General features: G+C 61.6%; 15 protein-coding genes and 1 tRNA gene. 7 read left to right on the top strand and 9 right to left on the bottom strand.

All coding sequences use genetic code 11. The annotated features are described in order from the left end of the window. Positions 1 to 14: 14 nt before the first annotated feature. From HMPREF2736_RS00360 to HMPREF2736_RS00340, 5 genes are all read left to right on the top strand, one after another. Positions 15 to 536 carry a peptidylprolyl isomerase gene (locus HMPREF2736_RS00360; protein ID WP_070421945.1) on the top strand — a complete coding sequence of 174 codons (522 nt, stop codon included), beginning with the start codon at positions 15 to 17 and terminating at the stop codon, positions 534 to 536. A gap of 64 nt (positions 537 to 600) precedes the next feature. Beyond that, complete coding sequence (locus HMPREF2736_RS00355; RefSeq protein WP_141761561.1) at positions 601 to 1,275, top strand: rhomboid family intramembrane serine protease; 675 nt, start codon at positions 601 to 603, stop codon at positions 1,273 to 1,275. Positions 1,276 to 1,528: 253 nt separating this feature from the next. Beyond that, complete coding sequence (locus HMPREF2736_RS00350; protein ID WP_070449894.1) at positions 1,529 to 1,735, top strand: hypothetical protein; 207 nt, start codon at positions 1,529 to 1,531, stop codon at positions 1,733 to 1,735. A 2-nt stretch (positions 1,736 to 1,737) separates the two neighbouring features. After that, complete coding sequence (locus HMPREF2736_RS00345) at positions 1,738 to 2,454, top strand: hypothetical protein (protein ID WP_070421947.1); 717 nt, start codon at positions 1,738 to 1,740, stop codon at positions 2,452 to 2,454. A 101-nt stretch (positions 2,455 to 2,555) separates the two neighbouring features. Next, positions 2,556 to 4,121: a catalase gene (locus HMPREF2736_RS00340; RefSeq protein WP_070828631.1), complete on the top strand. Its 1,566-nt coding sequence runs from the start codon at positions 2,556 to 2,558 to the stop codon at positions 4,119 to 4,121. Positions 4,122 to 4,188: 67 nt separating this feature from the next. On the opposite strand, the gene HMPREF2736_RS00335 is transcribed toward HMPREF2736_RS00340, so the two are convergent. From HMPREF2736_RS00335 to HMPREF2736_RS00295, 9 genes are all read right to left on the bottom strand, one after another. Beyond that, a complete protein-coding gene (locus HMPREF2736_RS00335; protein ID WP_070828630.1) occupies positions 4,189 to 5,580 on the bottom strand; it encodes a hypothetical protein in 1,392 nt (463 codons plus the stop codon). A gap of 194 nt (positions 5,581 to 5,774) precedes the next feature. Next, positions 5,775 to 6,050 carry a cell division protein CrgA gene (crgA, locus tag HMPREF2736_RS00330; protein ID WP_070449902.1) on the bottom strand — a complete coding sequence of 92 codons (276 nt, stop codon included), beginning with the start codon at positions 6,048 to 6,050 and terminating at the stop codon, positions 5,775 to 5,777. Positions 6,051 to 6,074: 24 nt separating this feature from the next. Then, on the bottom strand, positions 6,075 to 8,153 hold the full coding sequence (gene pknB, locus HMPREF2736_RS00325; protein WP_070828629.1) for a Stk1 family PASTA domain-containing Ser/Thr kinase: 2,079 nt from the start codon (positions 8,151 to 8,153) through the stop codon (positions 6,075 to 6,077). Then, entirely contained in the window at positions 8,154 to 9,650 is a 1,497-nt protein-coding gene (locus HMPREF2736_RS00320) for a serine/threonine-protein kinase (RefSeq protein ID WP_070828628.1), read from the bottom strand. Continuing rightward, complete coding sequence (locus tag HMPREF2736_RS00315; protein ID WP_070613812.1) at positions 9,650 to 11,101, bottom strand: penicillin-binding transpeptidase domain-containing protein; 1,452 nt, start codon at positions 11,099 to 11,101, stop codon at positions 9,650 to 9,652. Before HMPREF2736_RS00315 ends, HMPREF2736_RS00320 begins: the two co-directional genes overlap by 1 nt. Continuing rightward, positions 11,098 to 12,441, bottom strand: a complete 1,344-nt coding sequence (locus HMPREF2736_RS00310; protein ID WP_070449915.1) for an FtsW/RodA/SpoVE family cell cycle protein — start codon at positions 12,439 to 12,441, stop codon at positions 11,098 to 11,100. Before HMPREF2736_RS00310 ends, HMPREF2736_RS00315 begins: the two co-directional genes overlap by 4 nt. Next, complete coding sequence (locus HMPREF2736_RS00305) at positions 12,438 to 13,808, bottom strand: PP2C family protein-serine/threonine phosphatase (RefSeq protein ID WP_070613815.1); 1,371 nt, start codon at positions 13,806 to 13,808, stop codon at positions 12,438 to 12,440. Before HMPREF2736_RS00305 ends, HMPREF2736_RS00310 begins: the two co-directional genes overlap by 4 nt. Continuing rightward, positions 13,805 to 14,254, bottom strand: coding sequence for an FHA domain-containing protein FhaB/FipA (locus tag HMPREF2736_RS00300; RefSeq protein WP_070828627.1), 450 nt, complete (start codon positions 14,252 to 14,254; stop codon positions 13,805 to 13,807). Before HMPREF2736_RS00300 ends, HMPREF2736_RS00305 begins: the two co-directional genes overlap by 4 nt. An 18-nt stretch (positions 14,255 to 14,272) precedes the next feature. After that, a complete protein-coding gene (locus tag HMPREF2736_RS00295; protein WP_070421957.1) occupies positions 14,273 to 15,166 on the bottom strand; it encodes a DUF3662 and FHA domain-containing protein in 894 nt (297 codons plus the stop codon). Positions 15,167 to 15,332: 166 nt separating this feature from the next. Here HMPREF2736_RS00295 and HMPREF2736_RS00290 point away from each other — a divergent pair. Then, positions 15,333 to 15,416: transfer RNA gene (locus HMPREF2736_RS00290), tRNA-Leu, on the top strand. Between the two features lie 285 nt (positions 15,417 to 15,701). Further along, positions 15,702 to 16,695, top strand: a 994-nt coding sequence (locus tag HMPREF2736_RS00285; RefSeq protein WP_070828639.1) for an IS256-like element ISAmas1 family transposase, incomplete at its 3' end; no start/stop codon positions are given.

The raw sequence follows: 16,695 nt of genomic DNA, 5'->3' as shown, positions 1-16,695 counted from the left end.
GTACCCTGGTCGGCATGACTCAGAAGACACAAACGATGACGTTGCACACGAACCACGGCGATATCGTGATTGACCTGTTTGGCAACCATGCGCCGAAGACGGTTGAGGTAATCACTGGCCTGGCGACGGGCGAGCAGGAGTACGCCACGAAGAACGCCCAGGGTACGACCGAGGGCCCGTTCTACGACGGTGCGATTTTCCACCGCATCATCCCGGGTTTCATGATCCAGGGCGGCGACCCGACCGGCACCGGCACGGGCGGCCCGGGTTTCCAGTTCGCGGATGAGTTCCATCCGGAGCTGCAGTTTGATCGTCCGTACCTGCTGGCTATGGCGAATGCGGGCCCGGGCACGAATGGTTCCCAGTTCTTCATCACCGTGGACGCTACCCCGTGGTTGAACAACCGCCACACCATTTTCGGCGAGGTGACGGATGAGGCGTCGAAGAAGGTTGTCGACGAGATCGCGAACGTGCAGACCGGCCGCATGGACCGTCCGGTTGAGGACGTTGTGATCAACTCGGTCGAGGTCAAGTAACACGTCTCGATCAGCCCCTGCCAGTTGGCGGGGGCTTTTTCGTGCCCAAAGTACGCTGAAGGCCATGTTCCCCAATGCCATGAAGAACACGTTGAAGAATGCTCCGGCCACCTCCGTTATTGCTGCGTTGTGCACGTTGGTGTTTGTGGTGACGGCGGTGCAGTCGAGAAGTGTGATGGACGTGATTTGGGATTCGCCGGTGGGGGAGCAGATGATTCTGTTCGGCCCGTTGGTGTACGACTGGGGTTATTTGCGCACGTTGAGCGCGGGCTTTCTGCACCTGGACATTACGCATCTTGCGTTGAACATGTTCATGTTGGTGTTCATTGGCGCGGAGGTGGAGCGCTTTGTGGGGTCGGGTCCGTTTGTGGTGGCGTATTGCGCGGGGGTGCTGTGGTCGTCGATTAGCGTGCTTGCGTTTAATTTCACAACGCCGACGGCGGGTGCGTCGGGGGCGTTGTACATGCTGATGGCGGTGCTCATCGCAGTTGCTTATCGACGATCAACCGACCTGCGCGCCCCACTCACCCTGGTGGCGGTGAACGTGGTGTATTCGCTGATGTCGCCGACGGTGTCGCTGTGGGGGCATTTGGGTGGGTTGGTTGCGGGTGCGGTGTTGGGGTGGTGGCTGACCTCGCCGAATGTGCGCACGCGGTGGGTGGCGGCGTGTTCGGCGTTGGTGGCTGCGGTGCCGGTGGTGTGGGTGTTGACGTTGCCGTCGACGATCCCTGTGTACTAACCGGAGTTATCCACAAACGTTATCCACAATGTGGAGAACTACACGCGTGTTGTTCCTCGAACGACACGTCGAACAGCGAAAACGACACGCCGAAATTACCTGGGATTTTCGAATAATCCCCAGCACATCCACGGTGCCTGTGGAGTTGTGCACAGAGTTATCCACAGGTGTGGATAGTTAGTGTTCGAATAACGGGAGAGCAATGTCGCTGCCGTTGGTTAGGATCAAAGCCAATAGGAAGAAGGTGATTCTCATGAAGCTGAAAGTGCGCCGCTTTACCAATGCAGAGCTGCGAGCACGCCAACGCGATTTGCGTGCGAAGTTGACTGAATCCTTGGGGGTTGCGTTGCCATCTGATGACGTGCTGAAGGAGCTTGCCTGGTCAGGCGGGTTCACCTACGAGCAGCGAGACATCTACGACGAGTTGCGCAGGGTGGAGTCACTTCTCGGGGAGCGTTAAGCGTGGAGAAAGAGGCTGTAGAGTTCCTGCAGCAGGCGCTCGACTTGGCGCTTGATGTATTGCCAGTCGCGTCCATTCGCGACGTTCGGTACAACGCCGAATCCAATACGGATGAAGATCGCGTTGTCGGTAGTTTTCAACTGCCACTTGTTTACGGATCTGGACAGTCTGACCAGGGGGTTTCGAAATCTGATTACAGTGCGATCTATCAGGTTTTTATCGAATATGAGCTCGCGATCGGTTCAGGCGAACAGTATTTGGCCGTCGATCGAAGCAAGTTCGAGATCCGCGTCCGCACTTCACCTGGTATCAGATTCGAGTATGAACGCGGATATACCTCTGCCCCTACGGCGCATATTCACTCTTCGGGGATCTCCGGGTTGTTAAGTGTTGCCCTTATGGCGAACTTCGAGGGGACAAAGGCGAAGGACAAACGCAGAGGTGATCTGCAAGCCCTGCATTTTCCCGTAGGGGGGAGACGTTTCCGTCCTTCCTTGGAGGACTTCCTGTATTTCGTTATCCGCGAATGTGGCTTCCGGGGAAGGCCAGGCTGGGAGGGTAGGCTGCTGCAGTCTCGGGAAGAATGGCTGGATAAGCAGCTCCGCGCTGCGGTCCGGGATCATCCTGCGGAAGCGGCGGAGGCGCTTCGAGACCTCGGCTACAACGTGGAGCCGCCTTCTGGTGGCGACGTAGAGAAGCGTAGAAAACGTACTTGGTAGCCACCGTCGAGGCTGCTTACGAATGTTTCGGCAACCGGTTCATGCGGAAGTACCTACGCTGGGCGGGGTACACGACAACAACAGCGAACTGAGGAGTGAGCATGGCTGAGAAGAGTAAGGCGGAGGAGATCGTCGCTAAGGGCGAGCGTCCTGCGGGCAAGGGCCGTACCACTGAGTTGAGTGGTCAGCCGGTTGCGTCGGAGAACATTTCGGTGACGCAGGGTCGTCAGGGGGCGAATGTGCTTAACGACGTCCACCTGATCGAGAAGTTAGCCCACTTCAACAGGGAAAACGTTCCGGAGCGTATCCCGCACGCGAAGGGCCACGGCGCGTTTGGCGAGCTGCACATCACGGAGGATGTGTCGCAGTATACGAAGGCGAAGCTGTTCCAGCCCGGCACCGTCACGCCGATGGCGGCGCGTTTTTCCACGGTTGCGGGCGAGGCTGGCTCGCCGGATACCTGGCGTGACGTGCATGGTTTCGCGCTGCGTTTTTACACCGAGGACGGCAACTACGACATCGTGGGCAACAACACCCCGACGTTCTTCCTGCGCGACGGCATGAAGTTCCCGGATTTTATTCACTCGCAGAAGCGTCAGCCGAACTCGGGCTTGCGTGACGACGAGATGCAGTGGGACTTCTGGACCCGCACTCCGGAGTCCGCACACCAGGTGACCTACCTCCTGGGCGACCGCGGCACCCCGAAGACGTCGCGCCACCAGGATGGTTTCGGCTCCCACACCTTCCAGTGGATCAACGAGGAAGGCACGCCGGTGTGGGTGAAGTACCACTTCAAGACTCGTCAGGGTTGGGAGTGCTTCACCGACGAGGAGGCCACGGAGAAGGCCGGTACCGATCCGGATTTCCAGCGTGCGGACCTGTTCAACGCGATTGCAGAGGGCGACTACCCGATCTGGGACGTCAAGGTGCAGATCATGCCGTTCGAGGAGGCGAAGGATTACCGCTTCAACCCCTTCGACCTGACCAAGACGTGGTCGCAGAAGGATTACCCGCTGATCCCGGTCGGCTACTTTGTGCTGAACCGCAACCCGAAGAATTTCCACGCACAGATCGAGCAGCTCGCGCTTGATCCGGCGAACCTGGTGCCGGGTGTGGGTCTGTCGCCGGACCGTATGCTGCAGGCGCGTGTGTTTGCCTACTCGGATCAGCAGCGTTACCGCATCGGTACGAACTACAAGGACCTGCCGGTCAACCGCCCGATCAACGAGGTGAACACCTACGCGGAGCGTGGTTCCATGGCGTACTTCTTCAATGAGGAGAACGAGCCGAACTACTCGCCGAACCGCACGGACAAGGGTGCCGGCTACCTGGACAATGGCGAGGATTCTTCCTCCAACTTCACCGATTACGGCCAGGCGGAGAACCTCTACGTCAACCCGGATCCGGAGGGCACTGACCTCGTCCGCGCCGCATACGTCAAGCACGCGGAGGACGACGACTTCGGCCAGGCTGGCACGCTCTACCGCGACGTGTTCGACGACGGGGAGAAGGAGCGCTTCGTTCACAACATCACCAACAAGATGATGGCGATTAAGAACAAGGACGTCGAGGAGCGCGTTTACGAGTACTGGGGCAAGGTCGATGCTGACCTTGAGACCAGGGTTCGTGAGTCGCTGGCGAAGAAGCGTGCGGCACAGAACAACTAGCGCAAGGTAAAGACCGTTGAGTCAACAGACTCAACGGTCTTTTTCAGCTTCGCGGTTTTAGAAGGGTTTAGAAGGTACCGCGGACCTGGCGACCGAAGTCAGAGGTGGTTGCGTCGAGGGAGGACACCTTCTGGTCGTTGTACAGGGAGGTGTCGCCTGCGAGGCGGCCGGTCTGGGTGACGGTCAGGGTGTTGTGGAGACGGCCTTCCTTGGTGTTGCCGTCGCCGAAGGAGAAGCTGGCGAGCAGCATGTCGTCGCCAGCGTTGACCGGGTTGGACAGGGTGACCTCGAAGACGCGGACGTTGCGGTCGAAGTCGTAGCCAAGGTCACGGACGTGGGAGCCGTTGTAGCGGGTGGTGGTGATCAGACGGTCGACGCCCTCCGGGCCGGCGAAGGTGCCGACCTCAACGCGGAAGGTCACGGCCGGGAACTCGCCCCAGTAGCGCTTGTCGCCGACGTTCTTCACACGCAGTGCGACGGAGCCTGCGAAGCCGGAAGCCTTCCAGGTGGAGGTGGTGAAGTGCGGCTGCAGGTCGAGCTCGCGCACAGCGTTCTCTTCTGCTTCGATGACCTCTTCAACCTCACCGGTGTTGGTCTCTTCGACCTCGTCGATGATGTTGGTGCCCTCGTCGGTGATGTCGTTGTTGGTGACGTCTGCTGCCTTGTCGTCCTCAACCTTGTCAACGTCATCGAGGTTCGCGCCGGTCTCGATCTTCTTGACGTCCTCGTTGTACGCCGGGTTCGGGTTGTCCACCGGGGTGGTCACCTGTGCGCCCTTGTTCGGTGCCCAGGAGCCGGCCGGGGTGGCGTAGTTCTTGACACGCACCTCGTTCTTGACCGGCATATTGGCGATCCAGGCGGTCGGGGTGGCCCAGGTGCCGTTCGGGCGGCAGCGCTGCTGGGTACCGGTCATGGTGACGGTGCGGAAGCCGTAGGTGGCCTCGCCGGTGTTGCCTGCCGGCACCTCGTACGGGCCGATCTGCTGACCGACGGACCAGCTCAGGGAGCCGGAGACGTCCCAGCCGAGGGACTTGGCCAGGGAGTAGCCGATGTTGCCCTGCAGGCCGTCCTTGGAGCCAGAGCCACCGAGCGTGATCGTCTCGGTCTTAGAACCGTTGACGGACGCGGAGATGGACTGGGTACGGGACAGGTCCTGGGACAGCGGGATGGCCTTGTCGGACAGGTTGGTGGTGGAGATGGTGCCCACCGGCAGGAAGTTGTCCTTCACCTTGTACACGACGGTGCGGTAGTCCTCGGTGGAGTTGCAGACCGGACGTGGGTTGAGGACGTTGGCCTTCAGGTGGTCAGAACCACGGTAGGTGTGGATGATCGGCAGAGCATCGTTGGTTGCCGGAGTCTCCGGATAGGACTCTTCAAGGGTTTGAGCGGTTGCGGTGACTGCGGAGCCGGCGATGGCGACGGCTGCGAGTGCTGCAACGGCGGAACGGATTGCGCGCACGGGCGGTCCTTTCTCGGTGACTTTTCCTTTGAAAACGTTGAGGTGAGATTTAACTCTCACTGATAAAATGATAATCGAGTGCACAGGTTTGTGCAGAAAACTGTTGTAGAATTCACCGAATCCGGGGGTAAACGAAACAAACGGGGCGCCGCGGAAACACTCCGCGACGCCCCGTTTAAGCAGGGAAAACCGGTTTAGCGCCAGCCCATGGTCATCAGCAGACCGAGGATCATGCCGGTAAAGCCGATGGCGTAGTTCCACGGGCCGAGTTCGGCGAGGAACTGAATTTGGTCACCGGCGAGGTAGTACAGGATCAGCCACGCCAGACCGAGAATCATGAGGCCGAACATGATGACCTTGTACCACACTGGGGTGCCACCGGTGTTGACCTTGACAGGGGTACGGGACACGCCGGTGGAGGTGCTGCTGACCGGGCGGACCGGGTCCTTGGTTACTTTCGCTTTAGGCATCGTTGTCTCCGTTGCTTTCTGGGGTTACAGGCCGAGCCTGCGTTCCATGTTGCGTACCGCGTTTGCCGCGTTTACAGCGTTCTGGGGTGAAACTGTATCAGCCTCACCTGCAGCTGCGTTATTTTGCGGCAGCAAGGCGCCGGCGTCGAACTTCCACAGGTTGTAGTTGATGGCCTGGTCTTTGCGGATCAGGTCACCGGCGGGGATTTCTTGGTGGCCGATCTGCCCGGCGTCGACAAGCGCGCCGGTAGGCACGGTAGGCCCGGCGACCATGCGGCCGCTCCAGCCGGCGTCGCGCAGCACGCGCTCAGCGTCCGACGGCTCGAGGTGCGTGATCTTCGGCATCTTCATCAGCATGCCGTTGGAAATGCGCAGCTCAATGGTGGTGCCGGTGGGCACGTCGGTGTTTTCACCGGCGACGGCGAGCACTTCACCCTCGGGACGCTCGGAGTCCACCTTGGTCACAGTGGCGCGCAGTTGCAGCGACGACAGGGTCGCGGTGGCTTGCTCCACGTTCAGCCCCACCAGCGACGGCACCTGGACCATGTCCGGGCCGGAGGAGACGGTGATCGCGATGCGCGAGCCCTTGGCAATCTGGGTACCGCCAGCGGGTTGCTGGCCCAGGATGATGCCTTCTTCGATATTGTCGCTGGATTCGCGGCGCACGTTCGGGTTGAGCTCGAGGCCCGCCTTCTCCAGCTCCTCGATCGCCTCGTCCGTGGTCAGGTTGGTCACGTCTGGCACGTCTGTCATCTCCTTGCCGGAGGAAACGGTCAGTTTCACCACCGCACCCTGCTTCAGTTCGGAGCCTGCTGCCGGATTGGTTGCGATGACGTCGCCGCGTTTGATGTCCGGGCTCGGCTCGTCCATGACGGAGACCTGGAAGCCGAGACGTTCGAGTTCCTGGACGGCTTCGTTGCGCGGCTTGCCGGTCAGATCGGGGATCTGCACCATCTTTTCCTGCGTGATGGCGGGTTTGTTGCCCTCGGAGAAGTAGTCGTACGCAAACCAGGACACTGCGCCGACGAGCACCAGGCTCAGCAGCGCCGCGATCCACTTCAGCGTGTTCGAGGAGGTCTTCTCGTTGGCGGCGCGGTGGTCGGCGTAACGGGTGTGCTGTGCGGCCTCTGGAGCCATTGCTTCTCTGCGACGCGGAGCCGGCCCACTGACCGCACCCTCAACCACAACCGTGTTGTCCACAGCATGCGCACCCGCGTCGTGCTCGGCGGCGGACAGGTGATTACGCGCAGCGGTGGTGACGTTGCCGTGCTCAAGGAGCTGCAGGTCTTCGCCCATTTCGGTGGCGGTCTGGTAGCGATCCGCCGGGTGTTTTGCCATCGCGGTGAGGATAACGGAATCCACGTTGACGGCCTCGTTGTCCGTCAGCGGGTTCGGGATCCGCTCGGACGGCGGCACCGGGTCCTCCTGCACGTGCTGGTAGGCGACGGCGAAGGGGGATTCGCCCTCAAACGGCGGCACACCGGTGACGGTTTCGTACATGACGCAGCCGAGTGCGTAAATGTCGCTGCGTGCGTCGGCCGGTTTGCCGCGGGCCTGCTCGGGGGAGAGGTACTGAGCGGTGCCGATCACCGCGGAGGTTTGCGTCATGGCGGAGGTGGAATCGTCCAACGCGCGCGCGATGCCGAAGTCCATCACCTTCACCGAGCCGGTGTTGGTGACCATGATGTTGGCGGGTTTGATGTCGCGGTGGATGATGCCAGCGTCGTGGCTGGCCTGCAGCGCGCGGGTGACCGGCAGCAGCAGCTTCGCCGCACGCTCGGGCGTAAGCGGACCTTCGTTGCGCACGATGTCGCGCAGGTTCATGCCGTTGACGCGCTCCATGACGATGTACGGCACGTCCACACCGGAGGTTTCCACCGACCCGGTGTCGTAGACCGCCACGATGTTCTCGTGGTTCAGCCGCGCCGAGTTTTGGGCTTCGCGGCGGAAGCGCTCGCGGAAGCTCTCGTCGCGCGCCATGTCGATCTTCAGCATCTTCACGGCGACGTCACGCCCAAGCGCGACGTCAGTGGCTGCATATACGTCTGACATGCCGCCGGTGCCGATGATGTTGCCGAGTTCATATCGGTCCGCGATCAGCATTTACCTGCCACCTCCGAACAAGTTTTCAAGGTCTGGCAATTCTATCCCAGGCGCCGGCGCATTCGTCTCCTGCGTCGGGGCTGGTGCCACGCTGGTTGCCGGTGCCGACGTGGGGGCTTGCTCTGCCGAGGTCGGCGCGGTTGTTTCGGGTGCCTCGTCGTCCGGTGCAGGTTCGTGCTGCTCAGGTGGCTCGACGAAGCTCACGGTGCCGGGCGCGTGCGTCTCGGTGACCGTGGTGCGCTCGTGGTGCGTGGTGGTAGCCACGGTTTCCGTCTCGGGCTCCTCTTCCTCCACTGCGGTTTGGGTGGCCACGGTCGGAGTCGTGGTCGGGGTGGAGCCGCCGGTGAAACGGTCGAACACGCCTGCGGTGTACGCCCAAGCTGCGATCACACCGACAAGCGCGAGCCCGAGCAGCGTAGCGACGACCGGACCAGCCGCCGATTTCTTCTGCGGCGCCGGCGCAGCCGGGGTGGGTTGTGGTGCCGGGTCGGCGGGTCGTCGAGAAGCAACTGCGCGAGCTGCGGACGGCGGGTACGCGCCGGCGGGACGGGCAGTGCGTTCGCTGGCAACGTTGGCCAACATCTGAGTCGACGCGGTGGCGGACGGCTCCATGGCCACCACCTGCGTGTTCCCACCAGGTTGGGCAGGCCTCAGACCCTGGCGGACCTGGGCGATGGCGAGCTGGAACTCGTTGCCGTCGCGGAAGCGCTGACCGGGGGTCTTGCGCAGGGCGATCTCGATGAGTTCACGCGCCGGGGCAGACACCGAAATCGGCAGCGCAGGCGGCTCGGCGGACACGTGGGCGAGCGCCACCGACACCGAAGAATCGCCGGTGAACGGGCGCTTGCCGGAGAGCATCTCGTAGCCCACCACACCCAGCGAATACACGTCGGAGGCAGACGTCACCTTCATACCCTGGGCCTGCTCCGGGGAGACGTACTGGGCGGTGCCCACCACCATGCCGGTACGCGTCAGCGGCACTGCGGCCGCCGCCTTGGCAATGCCAAAGTCCGTGATCTTGATCTGCCCGTTCTGGGTGATCATCAGGTTGCCCGGCTTAATGTCGCGGTGCACCAGACCCATGCGGTGAATCACCGCCAAACCGTGCGCGGCCTGCTCGAGGACGTCAAGCGCGACCGCCTCATCCAACTGGCCCTCGCGGGCGATGAGGTCCGCCAGCGACTCGCCGCGGATGTACTCCATGATGATGAAGCAGACGGTGAACCCGCCCTCGGTCTCCACCTCGCGGTAGTCGTAGGTGGCCACCACGTTGTCGGAGTTGATGCCCTGAGCGGACTGGGCCTCGTTGCGGAAGCGGGTGAGGAATTCCTCGTTGGAGGAAAACTCCGGGCGCAACACCTTGATGGCCACTTCGCGCTCGTGGTGGATGTCGTCGGCGAGCCATACGGTGGACATGCCGCCGTGGCCGATGATCCACTGCAGCTCGTAGTTCGACCCGATAAGTTTCTGCAGGTCCTCGCGGCTTTCGGTGTTCATCACTTGTCTCCTTCCACGGGTGCAGGTGCTGGTGCAGCGCGCAGTACGGCGCGGCCAATCGGTCCGGAGACCTGGCCGCCGGTCGCGGCTTCGCCCAAGTTGCCGCCGTTCTTGACGACGACCGCCACCGCCACGTCCTTCTGCGGATCAAACGCCACGTACCACACGTGCGGGGCGGCGCCCTCGGCGTGCTCGGCGGTACCGGTCTTCGAGGCGAAGCCGTTGCCGTCGTAGCCAAACGTCCAGCGCTCAGACCCGTACATCAAGTCCGTGATCGTTGCGGCTTCCTCTTCCGTTACGGCCTCGCCGAGCGACTTCGGCTTTGTTTCACGTAAAACCTTGCCGTTGGCGTCACGCACCTGCTTGACCACGAACGGATTCATGCGCTGGCCCTTATTCGCCACCGCCGCCGTCATCACTGCAGCCTGCAGGGCGGTCATGGTGACGTCGCGCTGGCCGATCGCGGACTGGCCAAGCTCCGCCGCGCCGGGCAGGTCACCCAGGGAACCTGCCGCGTTGGGCAGGCCGAGGTCGTATTGTTGGCCGACGCCGAAGCGGGCGGCGGCGTCGCGAAGCGCATCGGGCCCAAGGTTGAGCGCCATCTGCACGAACGCCGTGTTGCATGAGAGGCCGAACGCGGTGCGCAGCGGCACCTGGCCGCCGCCCGCGCAGGCTTGGCCGCCGTAGTTGGTCAGCGGCAGGTTGTCGGTGCCGGGCAGGATGATCTGCGCATCGCCGGTCAGCGGCGATTCCGGCGTGTAACCGTTGCGCAGGCCAGCGGCAGTCGTGATGATCTTGAAGATCGACCCCGGCGGCAGTTGTTCCTGGGTTGCGTGGTTCAGCAGGGGGCGACCCGGGTCGTTGTTCACCCGCGCCCACGTGTCGCCGGCGGTGGCTGGGTTGGCGATCTCGTTCGGGTCGTAGCTCGGCGTCGACGCCATGGCGAGCACCTCGCCCGTCGACGGCCGCAGCGCCACCACAGCACCGTTGTAACCAGGCTGTGCAAGCTGGTCGAAAGCGAGCGCCTGCAGGTTCGGGTCGATGGTCAACTCGACATCGTCGCCCTTCTTCGAATCCTCGAGCCCGGTGCGCAGGAAGCGTGACGACGACCCACCCTCACCCGTGAGCTCCCCATTGAGGCCCGCCTCAAGCTGGGCGGTGCCGTACTGGTCGGACACGTAGCCGACCACCGGGGCGAAGGACCACGGCATGTTCGGGTAGGTGCGCTGGAAGTAGCCGGTCTGTTCGTTCTTGAACGACTCTGCAAGCGTCAGATCCCCGGCCTTGATGTTGCCGCGGTTGATCTGCTTGAGCTCCATCACCGTGCGGGAATTGCGCGGGTCCTGGGCATATTCGTCTTCACGCATGGTTTGGATGATGGTGAAGTTCACAAGCAGCGCGGTAATCAGCAACAAGGAGACGACGGCGCCGTAACGGATCGACTTGTTCATCGGGCACCCACCACCTGGCGTCGCTGCGTGCTTTCGTCGTACTCCGCCGGGCGGTTCGCGCTGCTCGAGATACGCAGCAGCAGGCCGAGCAGGATGTAGTTCGCCATCACCGACGAACCACCGGCAGACATAAACGGCGTGGTCAGGCCTGTCATCGGCATCATGGAAGACACGCCACCGGCGACGACGAAGATCTGGATCGCAATCGTCAGCGCAAGGCCCGCAGCCAGCAGTTTGCCGTAGGAGTCACGCACCTGCATCGCCGTGCGGAATCCGCGGGTGATGAAGATGGCGAACAGACACAGCACGGCAGCGATACCGACCAGGCCGAGCTCTTCGCCGATCGCGGCGAGGATGTAGTCGGAGTGCGCCACCGGCACGAGTTCTGGGTGGCCGTAGCCCAAACCGGTGCCGGTCATACCGCCCCAGCTCAGGCCGATCAGGGCGTTGGCGGGCTGGTTGCCAATGCCTTCAAAGTCTGCGAACGGGTCGATGAAGTTGGCCACGCGCTCCTGAATCTTCCCGCTCACCTGGTACACCGCGTAGCCACCGACGGCCACGAGGGCCAAGCCGATGGCCAGCCAGGAGATGCGGTCGGTGGCGAAGTACACCATGCCCAGCACGGTGGCGAACAGGAGCAGCGCCGGACCGAAGTCGTTGGATGCCGCCATGATCAAAATGGCAATCGCCCACACCATCAGAATCGGCGCGAGGTCGCGCACACGCGGGAACGTCAACCCCAGGAACCTGCGACCCGCCACCGTAAACAGGGCGCGTTTCTGCGCCAACAGTTGAGCGAAGAAGATCAGCAGCAGGATCTTGGAAAACTCACCCGGCTGGATAGAAAACGGACCAAGCCACAGCCAGATGCGGGCATCCGCGTGGCCTTCCGGCTGCGGCCACACCAGTGGCAGCGCCAGGAAAATTAGGCCAACCAGGCCTAGCAGGTACGAGTACCGCGACAGCGCTTGGTGCTCGCGCACGACGAGCAGGGTGAGCACCATCAGCCCCACGCCGACAAGCGACCACATCATCTGCCGCTCTGCCAAAGGCCCGTATCCAGGGCGTTCGGCGAGGTCAAGCCGGTAAATCACCACTAGTCCGATCGCATTGAGCAGCGCCACCATCGGCAGCAATACCTGATCCGCGTGTGGCGCAAGAAACGCCAGCGACAGGTGCGCGATCGCGTACACGCCGATGAACCCGCCCACGAGGTACAGCATTTCGGTGGACAGGGTGTGCCCCTGGCTGGTCTCCAGCCCGAACAGCATGAGCAGCAGCAGGCCGGTGGCGAACAGGAGCAGCAGCAGTTCGCGGCTACGTGCAGTCAGCCTGCTCATTGAACCTCCCGGCACTTGTTGTCCTCGGGCTTTTGCTTATCCACACAACCCGGCAAGGCATCATCCGCCAAGTCCTTCAACCGGCCAAGCACTTCGTCGTACGTGCCGGTGAAGCCCTCGTCGACAATTGCTTCGCGCTCTTCCTGCGGCAGGTCATCGACGCTAAACAGGTGGCAGTCCTCCGGCGTCGAGTTCGCCGAAATCACACGCAGATCGCCGTCCTTGCCCAGGCAGGCGTGCTGGATGCGCTCGACCTTCTCTGCGGCGAATGGGTTGCTGCGCGAGGTGTGCTCCACGACGAACTGCCTGTCGTCGTTTACTGTCAGCGCGTACTCGTCCACAATGCGGGACTTCGACCACACCGCACCGCCAACAACCAGCGCCAACAGCAGCACAAGCGTGGCGACGACCCACGGCCACACCGAGCTCGGCTGCTTAGCCTTCGCGGTTGCTGAGTGGGACTCCTCGTCGGAGTCGGCGGAATCCGACTCCTGCGTCTTCGCCCGGTTGTGGTCCGGGGTGATCGTCTCCGACTTGCGCAGCAGCGCCGCGGCCCGGCTCGCGGAGGAATCTGGGTGTGTCTGTTCCACAGCCGGCACCAACGCGCCGGCTTTCACTGCGGCGGGTGTTTCGGGGACGTCCGCGTCGTCGTCAACCTCGATGACCTCGGCCACCACTACGGTGACGTTGTCCGGACCACCGGAACGCAACGCCAACTCAATCAGGCGCTGCGCCGCCATCTCAGGCGTGCCGTCGCCGAGCGCGATCTCGATCGTCTCGCGCGTGACCGGATCCGACAACCCGTCGGAGCACAACAACACGCGGTCGCCCGGCTTGACCTCTACGAGCTCCAGGTGGGGCTCGACCTCGCGGCCCGTGTACGCCTTGAGAATCAGGGATTTCTGCGGGTGGCTGGACACGTCCTCGGCGGCGAGCTTGCCTTCGTCGACAAGCGACTGCACAAACGTGTCATCCACCGTGAGCTGCGTAAGTTTTCCGTCGCGCAGCAAATAGCCTCGCGAATCACCCACGTGAATCAGACCGAACTGCTGGCCGTTGAACATCAACGCCGTCAGCGTCGTACCCATGCCAGCCTGCTCCGGGTGAGTCCCCACAGACTCCGCGATGGACGCATTCGCGTCCTCTGCCGCCGCACCCAACAACGCCAACATGTCGGCATCTTTCGGGTCGCGGTCGAGGTGCTCCATGTGCTCCACCATCAACTGGGAAGCAACCTCACCAGCAGCGTGGCCGCCCATGCCATCCGCAAGCACCAACAAGTGCGGACCCGCATACGCCGAGTCCTCATTATTAGTCCTGACCAGGCCGCGATCGGACGCGGCGACGAAATCTAGCGCGAGCTTCACGGCATTAGCCTCACAATCGTGCGTCCCATCTTCATATCCATGCCCACGGTCACCCGCTCAGGCTGATCAATTCGCACCCCATTGACAAAGGTGCCGTTGCGCGAATCCAAGTCCTCCACAAACCAGTCACTGCCACGCCGGAACAGGCGCGCATGGCGTGACGACGCATAATCGTCACCCAGCTGGAAGTCATTGTCACCAGCCCTACCAACAGTGAACTCCTCCAAGCTGGCAATCTCCATGTGGGAGCCTTGCAACGGGCCCGCAACAACCGCAAGAGTGCGCGCCTTTTCCCTCGGCGCAGGCGAAGAAGCCACCGCTTGGCGACGAACCGCCCCACCCACCGAGACAACATCCTTACGCTGCGTCCACATCACCAGCAGGATGAAGACCCACAACAGCGCCAACAAACCAAAACGCGCGCTGAGGATAATTGTGGAATCCATCTCAAACCTTCCGGTGCTTTACGGCTGGAAATACTCAGTACTCGGGTGCGACACCGAATCCGTGAAGTCCGGCTCATTCGCATTCATCGGCACCTCATCCTGGCCGCCAACAATACGAACCTCGATGTTGGAATGGCCCAGCGTAATCACGTCGCCATCAGCCAGCATCCAGTTATCCACCGGCTCATCATTGACCGTCGTGCCGTTCGTGGACTGCAAATCCACCAACACCGCAACCTGGCCATCCCAGGTGATCTCCGCGTGCTGACGCGACACACCCGTATCCGGCAGACGGAAATCAGAATCATTCGAACGGCCCAAAATGTTGGACCCCTCGTGCACCAAGTACGTACGCGAAGAGCCATCCTGCAGCAGCAGGCTCACCGTGGCATTCTGCCCATTCGACTCGCCACCGTTTGCAGGATTGGCGGCATTCGGTTCGGACATTGCATCCTCCTTACTCTCCGAGCTCAAGGCACGAGCACGCTTCTTCGGCTCCGCCACAATGGCGTCGAATCCACTCACCACATCCGGCATCGTGTCGATATACGACGACACACGGAGCTGACCCGTCCTCAAACCCGACTCCTCAGCGATACGCACAACAACCGGCCCATCCAAGAACCACTGCTTATTACGCACGTACCGCATGAGCTGATCGGCGAGGTCCGCAGGAAGATCACGATTCCTAGACAAGTTTTCCAAGTCCTTCGAAGACACACCCACTGCGTACACATTCGGAGCGACATACTCGTCCCGATCCGTGACCACCAGCGAATCCTGTGCCTCCTGCTTGACCAGCACCTCAATCTCCTCCGGCACAACCTTGCCGCCAAACAGCGCAGCCATAGAGTTATCCAAGCCACGCTGCAGAGAACTATCGAGCTTTGCCAGCTTGTCCATTACCGCCACTTCCCACGCACCTCCTTTCTTCACATGCGAATTTAAGTAACTCGGACAGTATAGGTGCCCACCCCGACACGACCTATCCGAAAACGCGGCGCGCGTGTCTAAAACCTGGTGTGGACTGGCGGTTTGTACTTTTCACGCGGGTCGTTCTATATTTATCAAGTCGCCCGCCCGGGTGGCGGAATTGGCAGACGCGCTGGCTTCAGGTGCCAGTGTTCGCAAGAACGTGGGGGTTCAAGTCCCCCCCCGGGCACAAACTAAGTCCCGACACATACTCTCCGGAGTGTGGGTCGGGGCTTTTGCTGTTTTGACCCCTGAAGGTGGTAGGAAATTTGGGTTAAGTAGCAAAATGTGTGTCTGATTTTCGCAGTCCTCACTGCTCAGACGGCATAAATCGGCCGTATATAAGGTTTCGCACCTTATATATGCTCGATTCTCGTTCAATCCACCGGAATGGCATCCTCATGTGCTAGTCGGGGATTGGTGTGCTTTCTGGGTGAGTAGAAACAGACCACGTTGCCCAGTATGCGCTGGGGAAATGAAGAAAAATGGCACCACTTCCAAAGGCACAACCAGGTGGCGGTGCAAAAACCCAGATTGCGGCAGCTCGACGACACGCCGCCGCACCGATCACACCCAAACTCGCGACTTTCAAGCGTTCATCTCTTATGCGACTTGCACCGCCTCATTGGCCGAGGTCGCTCGCCTGCGAAACATCAGCCGGTGGACCCTAGATCGCCGATTCGCGCCGTTTTGGCTCATCGATGTGCCCAACGATGGTGAACCTCACCGCGTCTATGACCAGATCTTCATCGACGGTACCTACACCGCCGCTGGCTGCCTCCTCGTCGCGGCCAGCTATGACCACGTCATCGCATGGCACTGGGCGAAAAGCGAAACCGCCCACGCCTACACCCAATTGCTCAAAAAGATCGCCGAGCCACCATGTGTGGTCCTCGACGGCGGACAAGGAGCACTCACCGCCATTAAAGCGTGCTGGCCAAACACGCTCATTCAGCGCTGCCTAGTCCATGCCCAACGCGCGATCCGTCGCTACACGTCGACCCAACCACGCACCGACGCGGGCAAGGCGATCTACGCACTGGCGTTGAAACTGACCCGCATCACCACACTTGACCAGGCACGCGAATGGACACTGCGTCTCCACGACTTCGGACAGGTCTATAAAGCATTCCTCGACGAAAAGACCCCCGTGCCAAAAGAACGGCGCACGCTGAATCACCAGTGGGAATGGACCCACCTGCGAGTTCGCAAGGCATACAACTCCCTGCTGCACCTCTCACGGAAAGGATGGCTGTTTACCTACCTGCAGCCGCCCAAAAACGCACTCGAGCCAAACCGGTGGGTCTCAACAACCAACAGCCTCGAAGGCGGCATCAACGCCCAGCTCAAACGCATCGCCGATGCACACCGCGGCAGGTCAGGAGAACGCCAACGAAAAATGCTCGAGTGGTGCCTGTATGCAAAAACGCAACTGCCTGACGATCCACTCACGATCGCCAGGCGGTGCA

Source organism: Corynebacterium sp. HMSC036E10 (genome assembly GCF_001836265.1).
Classification (GTDB): domain Bacteria; phylum Actinomycetota; class Actinomycetes; order Mycobacteriales; family Mycobacteriaceae; genus Corynebacterium; species Corynebacterium coyleae.
This window is presented reverse-complemented; position numbering and strand designations above follow the sequence as displayed.

Coding starts and splice junctions, on each gene's coding strand:
- pknB (WP_070828629.1), bottom strand. CDS start 8,153: ATGCTGATCGCGGACCGATATGAACTCGGCAACATCATCGGCACCGGC.
- HMPREF2736_RS00300 (WP_070828627.1), bottom strand. CDS start 14,254: ATGGATTCCACAATTATCCTCAGCGCGCGTTTTGGTTTGTTGGCGCTG.
- HMPREF2736_RS00350 (WP_070449894.1), top strand. CDS start 1,529: ATGAAGCTGAAAGTGCGCCGCTTTACCAATGCAGAGCTGCGAGCACGC.
- HMPREF2736_RS00355 (WP_141761561.1), top strand. CDS start 601: ATGTTCCCCAATGCCATGAAGAACACGTTGAAGAATGCTCCGGCCACC.
- HMPREF2736_RS00310 (WP_070449915.1), bottom strand. CDS start 12,441: ATGAGCAGGCTGACTGCACGTAGCCGCGAACTGCTGCTGCTCCTGTTC.
- HMPREF2736_RS00320 (WP_070828628.1), bottom strand. CDS start 9,650: ATGAACACCGAAAGCCGCGAGGACCTGCAGAAACTTATCGGGTCGAAC.
- crgA (WP_070449902.1), bottom strand. CDS start 6,050: ATGCCTAAAGCGAAAGTAACCAAGGACCCGGTCCGCCCGGTCAGCAGC.
- HMPREF2736_RS00360 (WP_070421945.1), top strand. CDS start 15: ATGACTCAGAAGACACAAACGATGACGTTGCACACGAACCACGGCGAT.
- HMPREF2736_RS00340 (WP_070828631.1), top strand. CDS start 2,556: ATGGCTGAGAAGAGTAAGGCGGAGGAGATCGTCGCTAAGGGCGAGCGT.
- HMPREF2736_RS00315 (WP_070613812.1), bottom strand. CDS start 11,101: ATGAACAAGTCGATCCGTTACGGCGCCGTCGTCTCCTTGTTGCTGATT.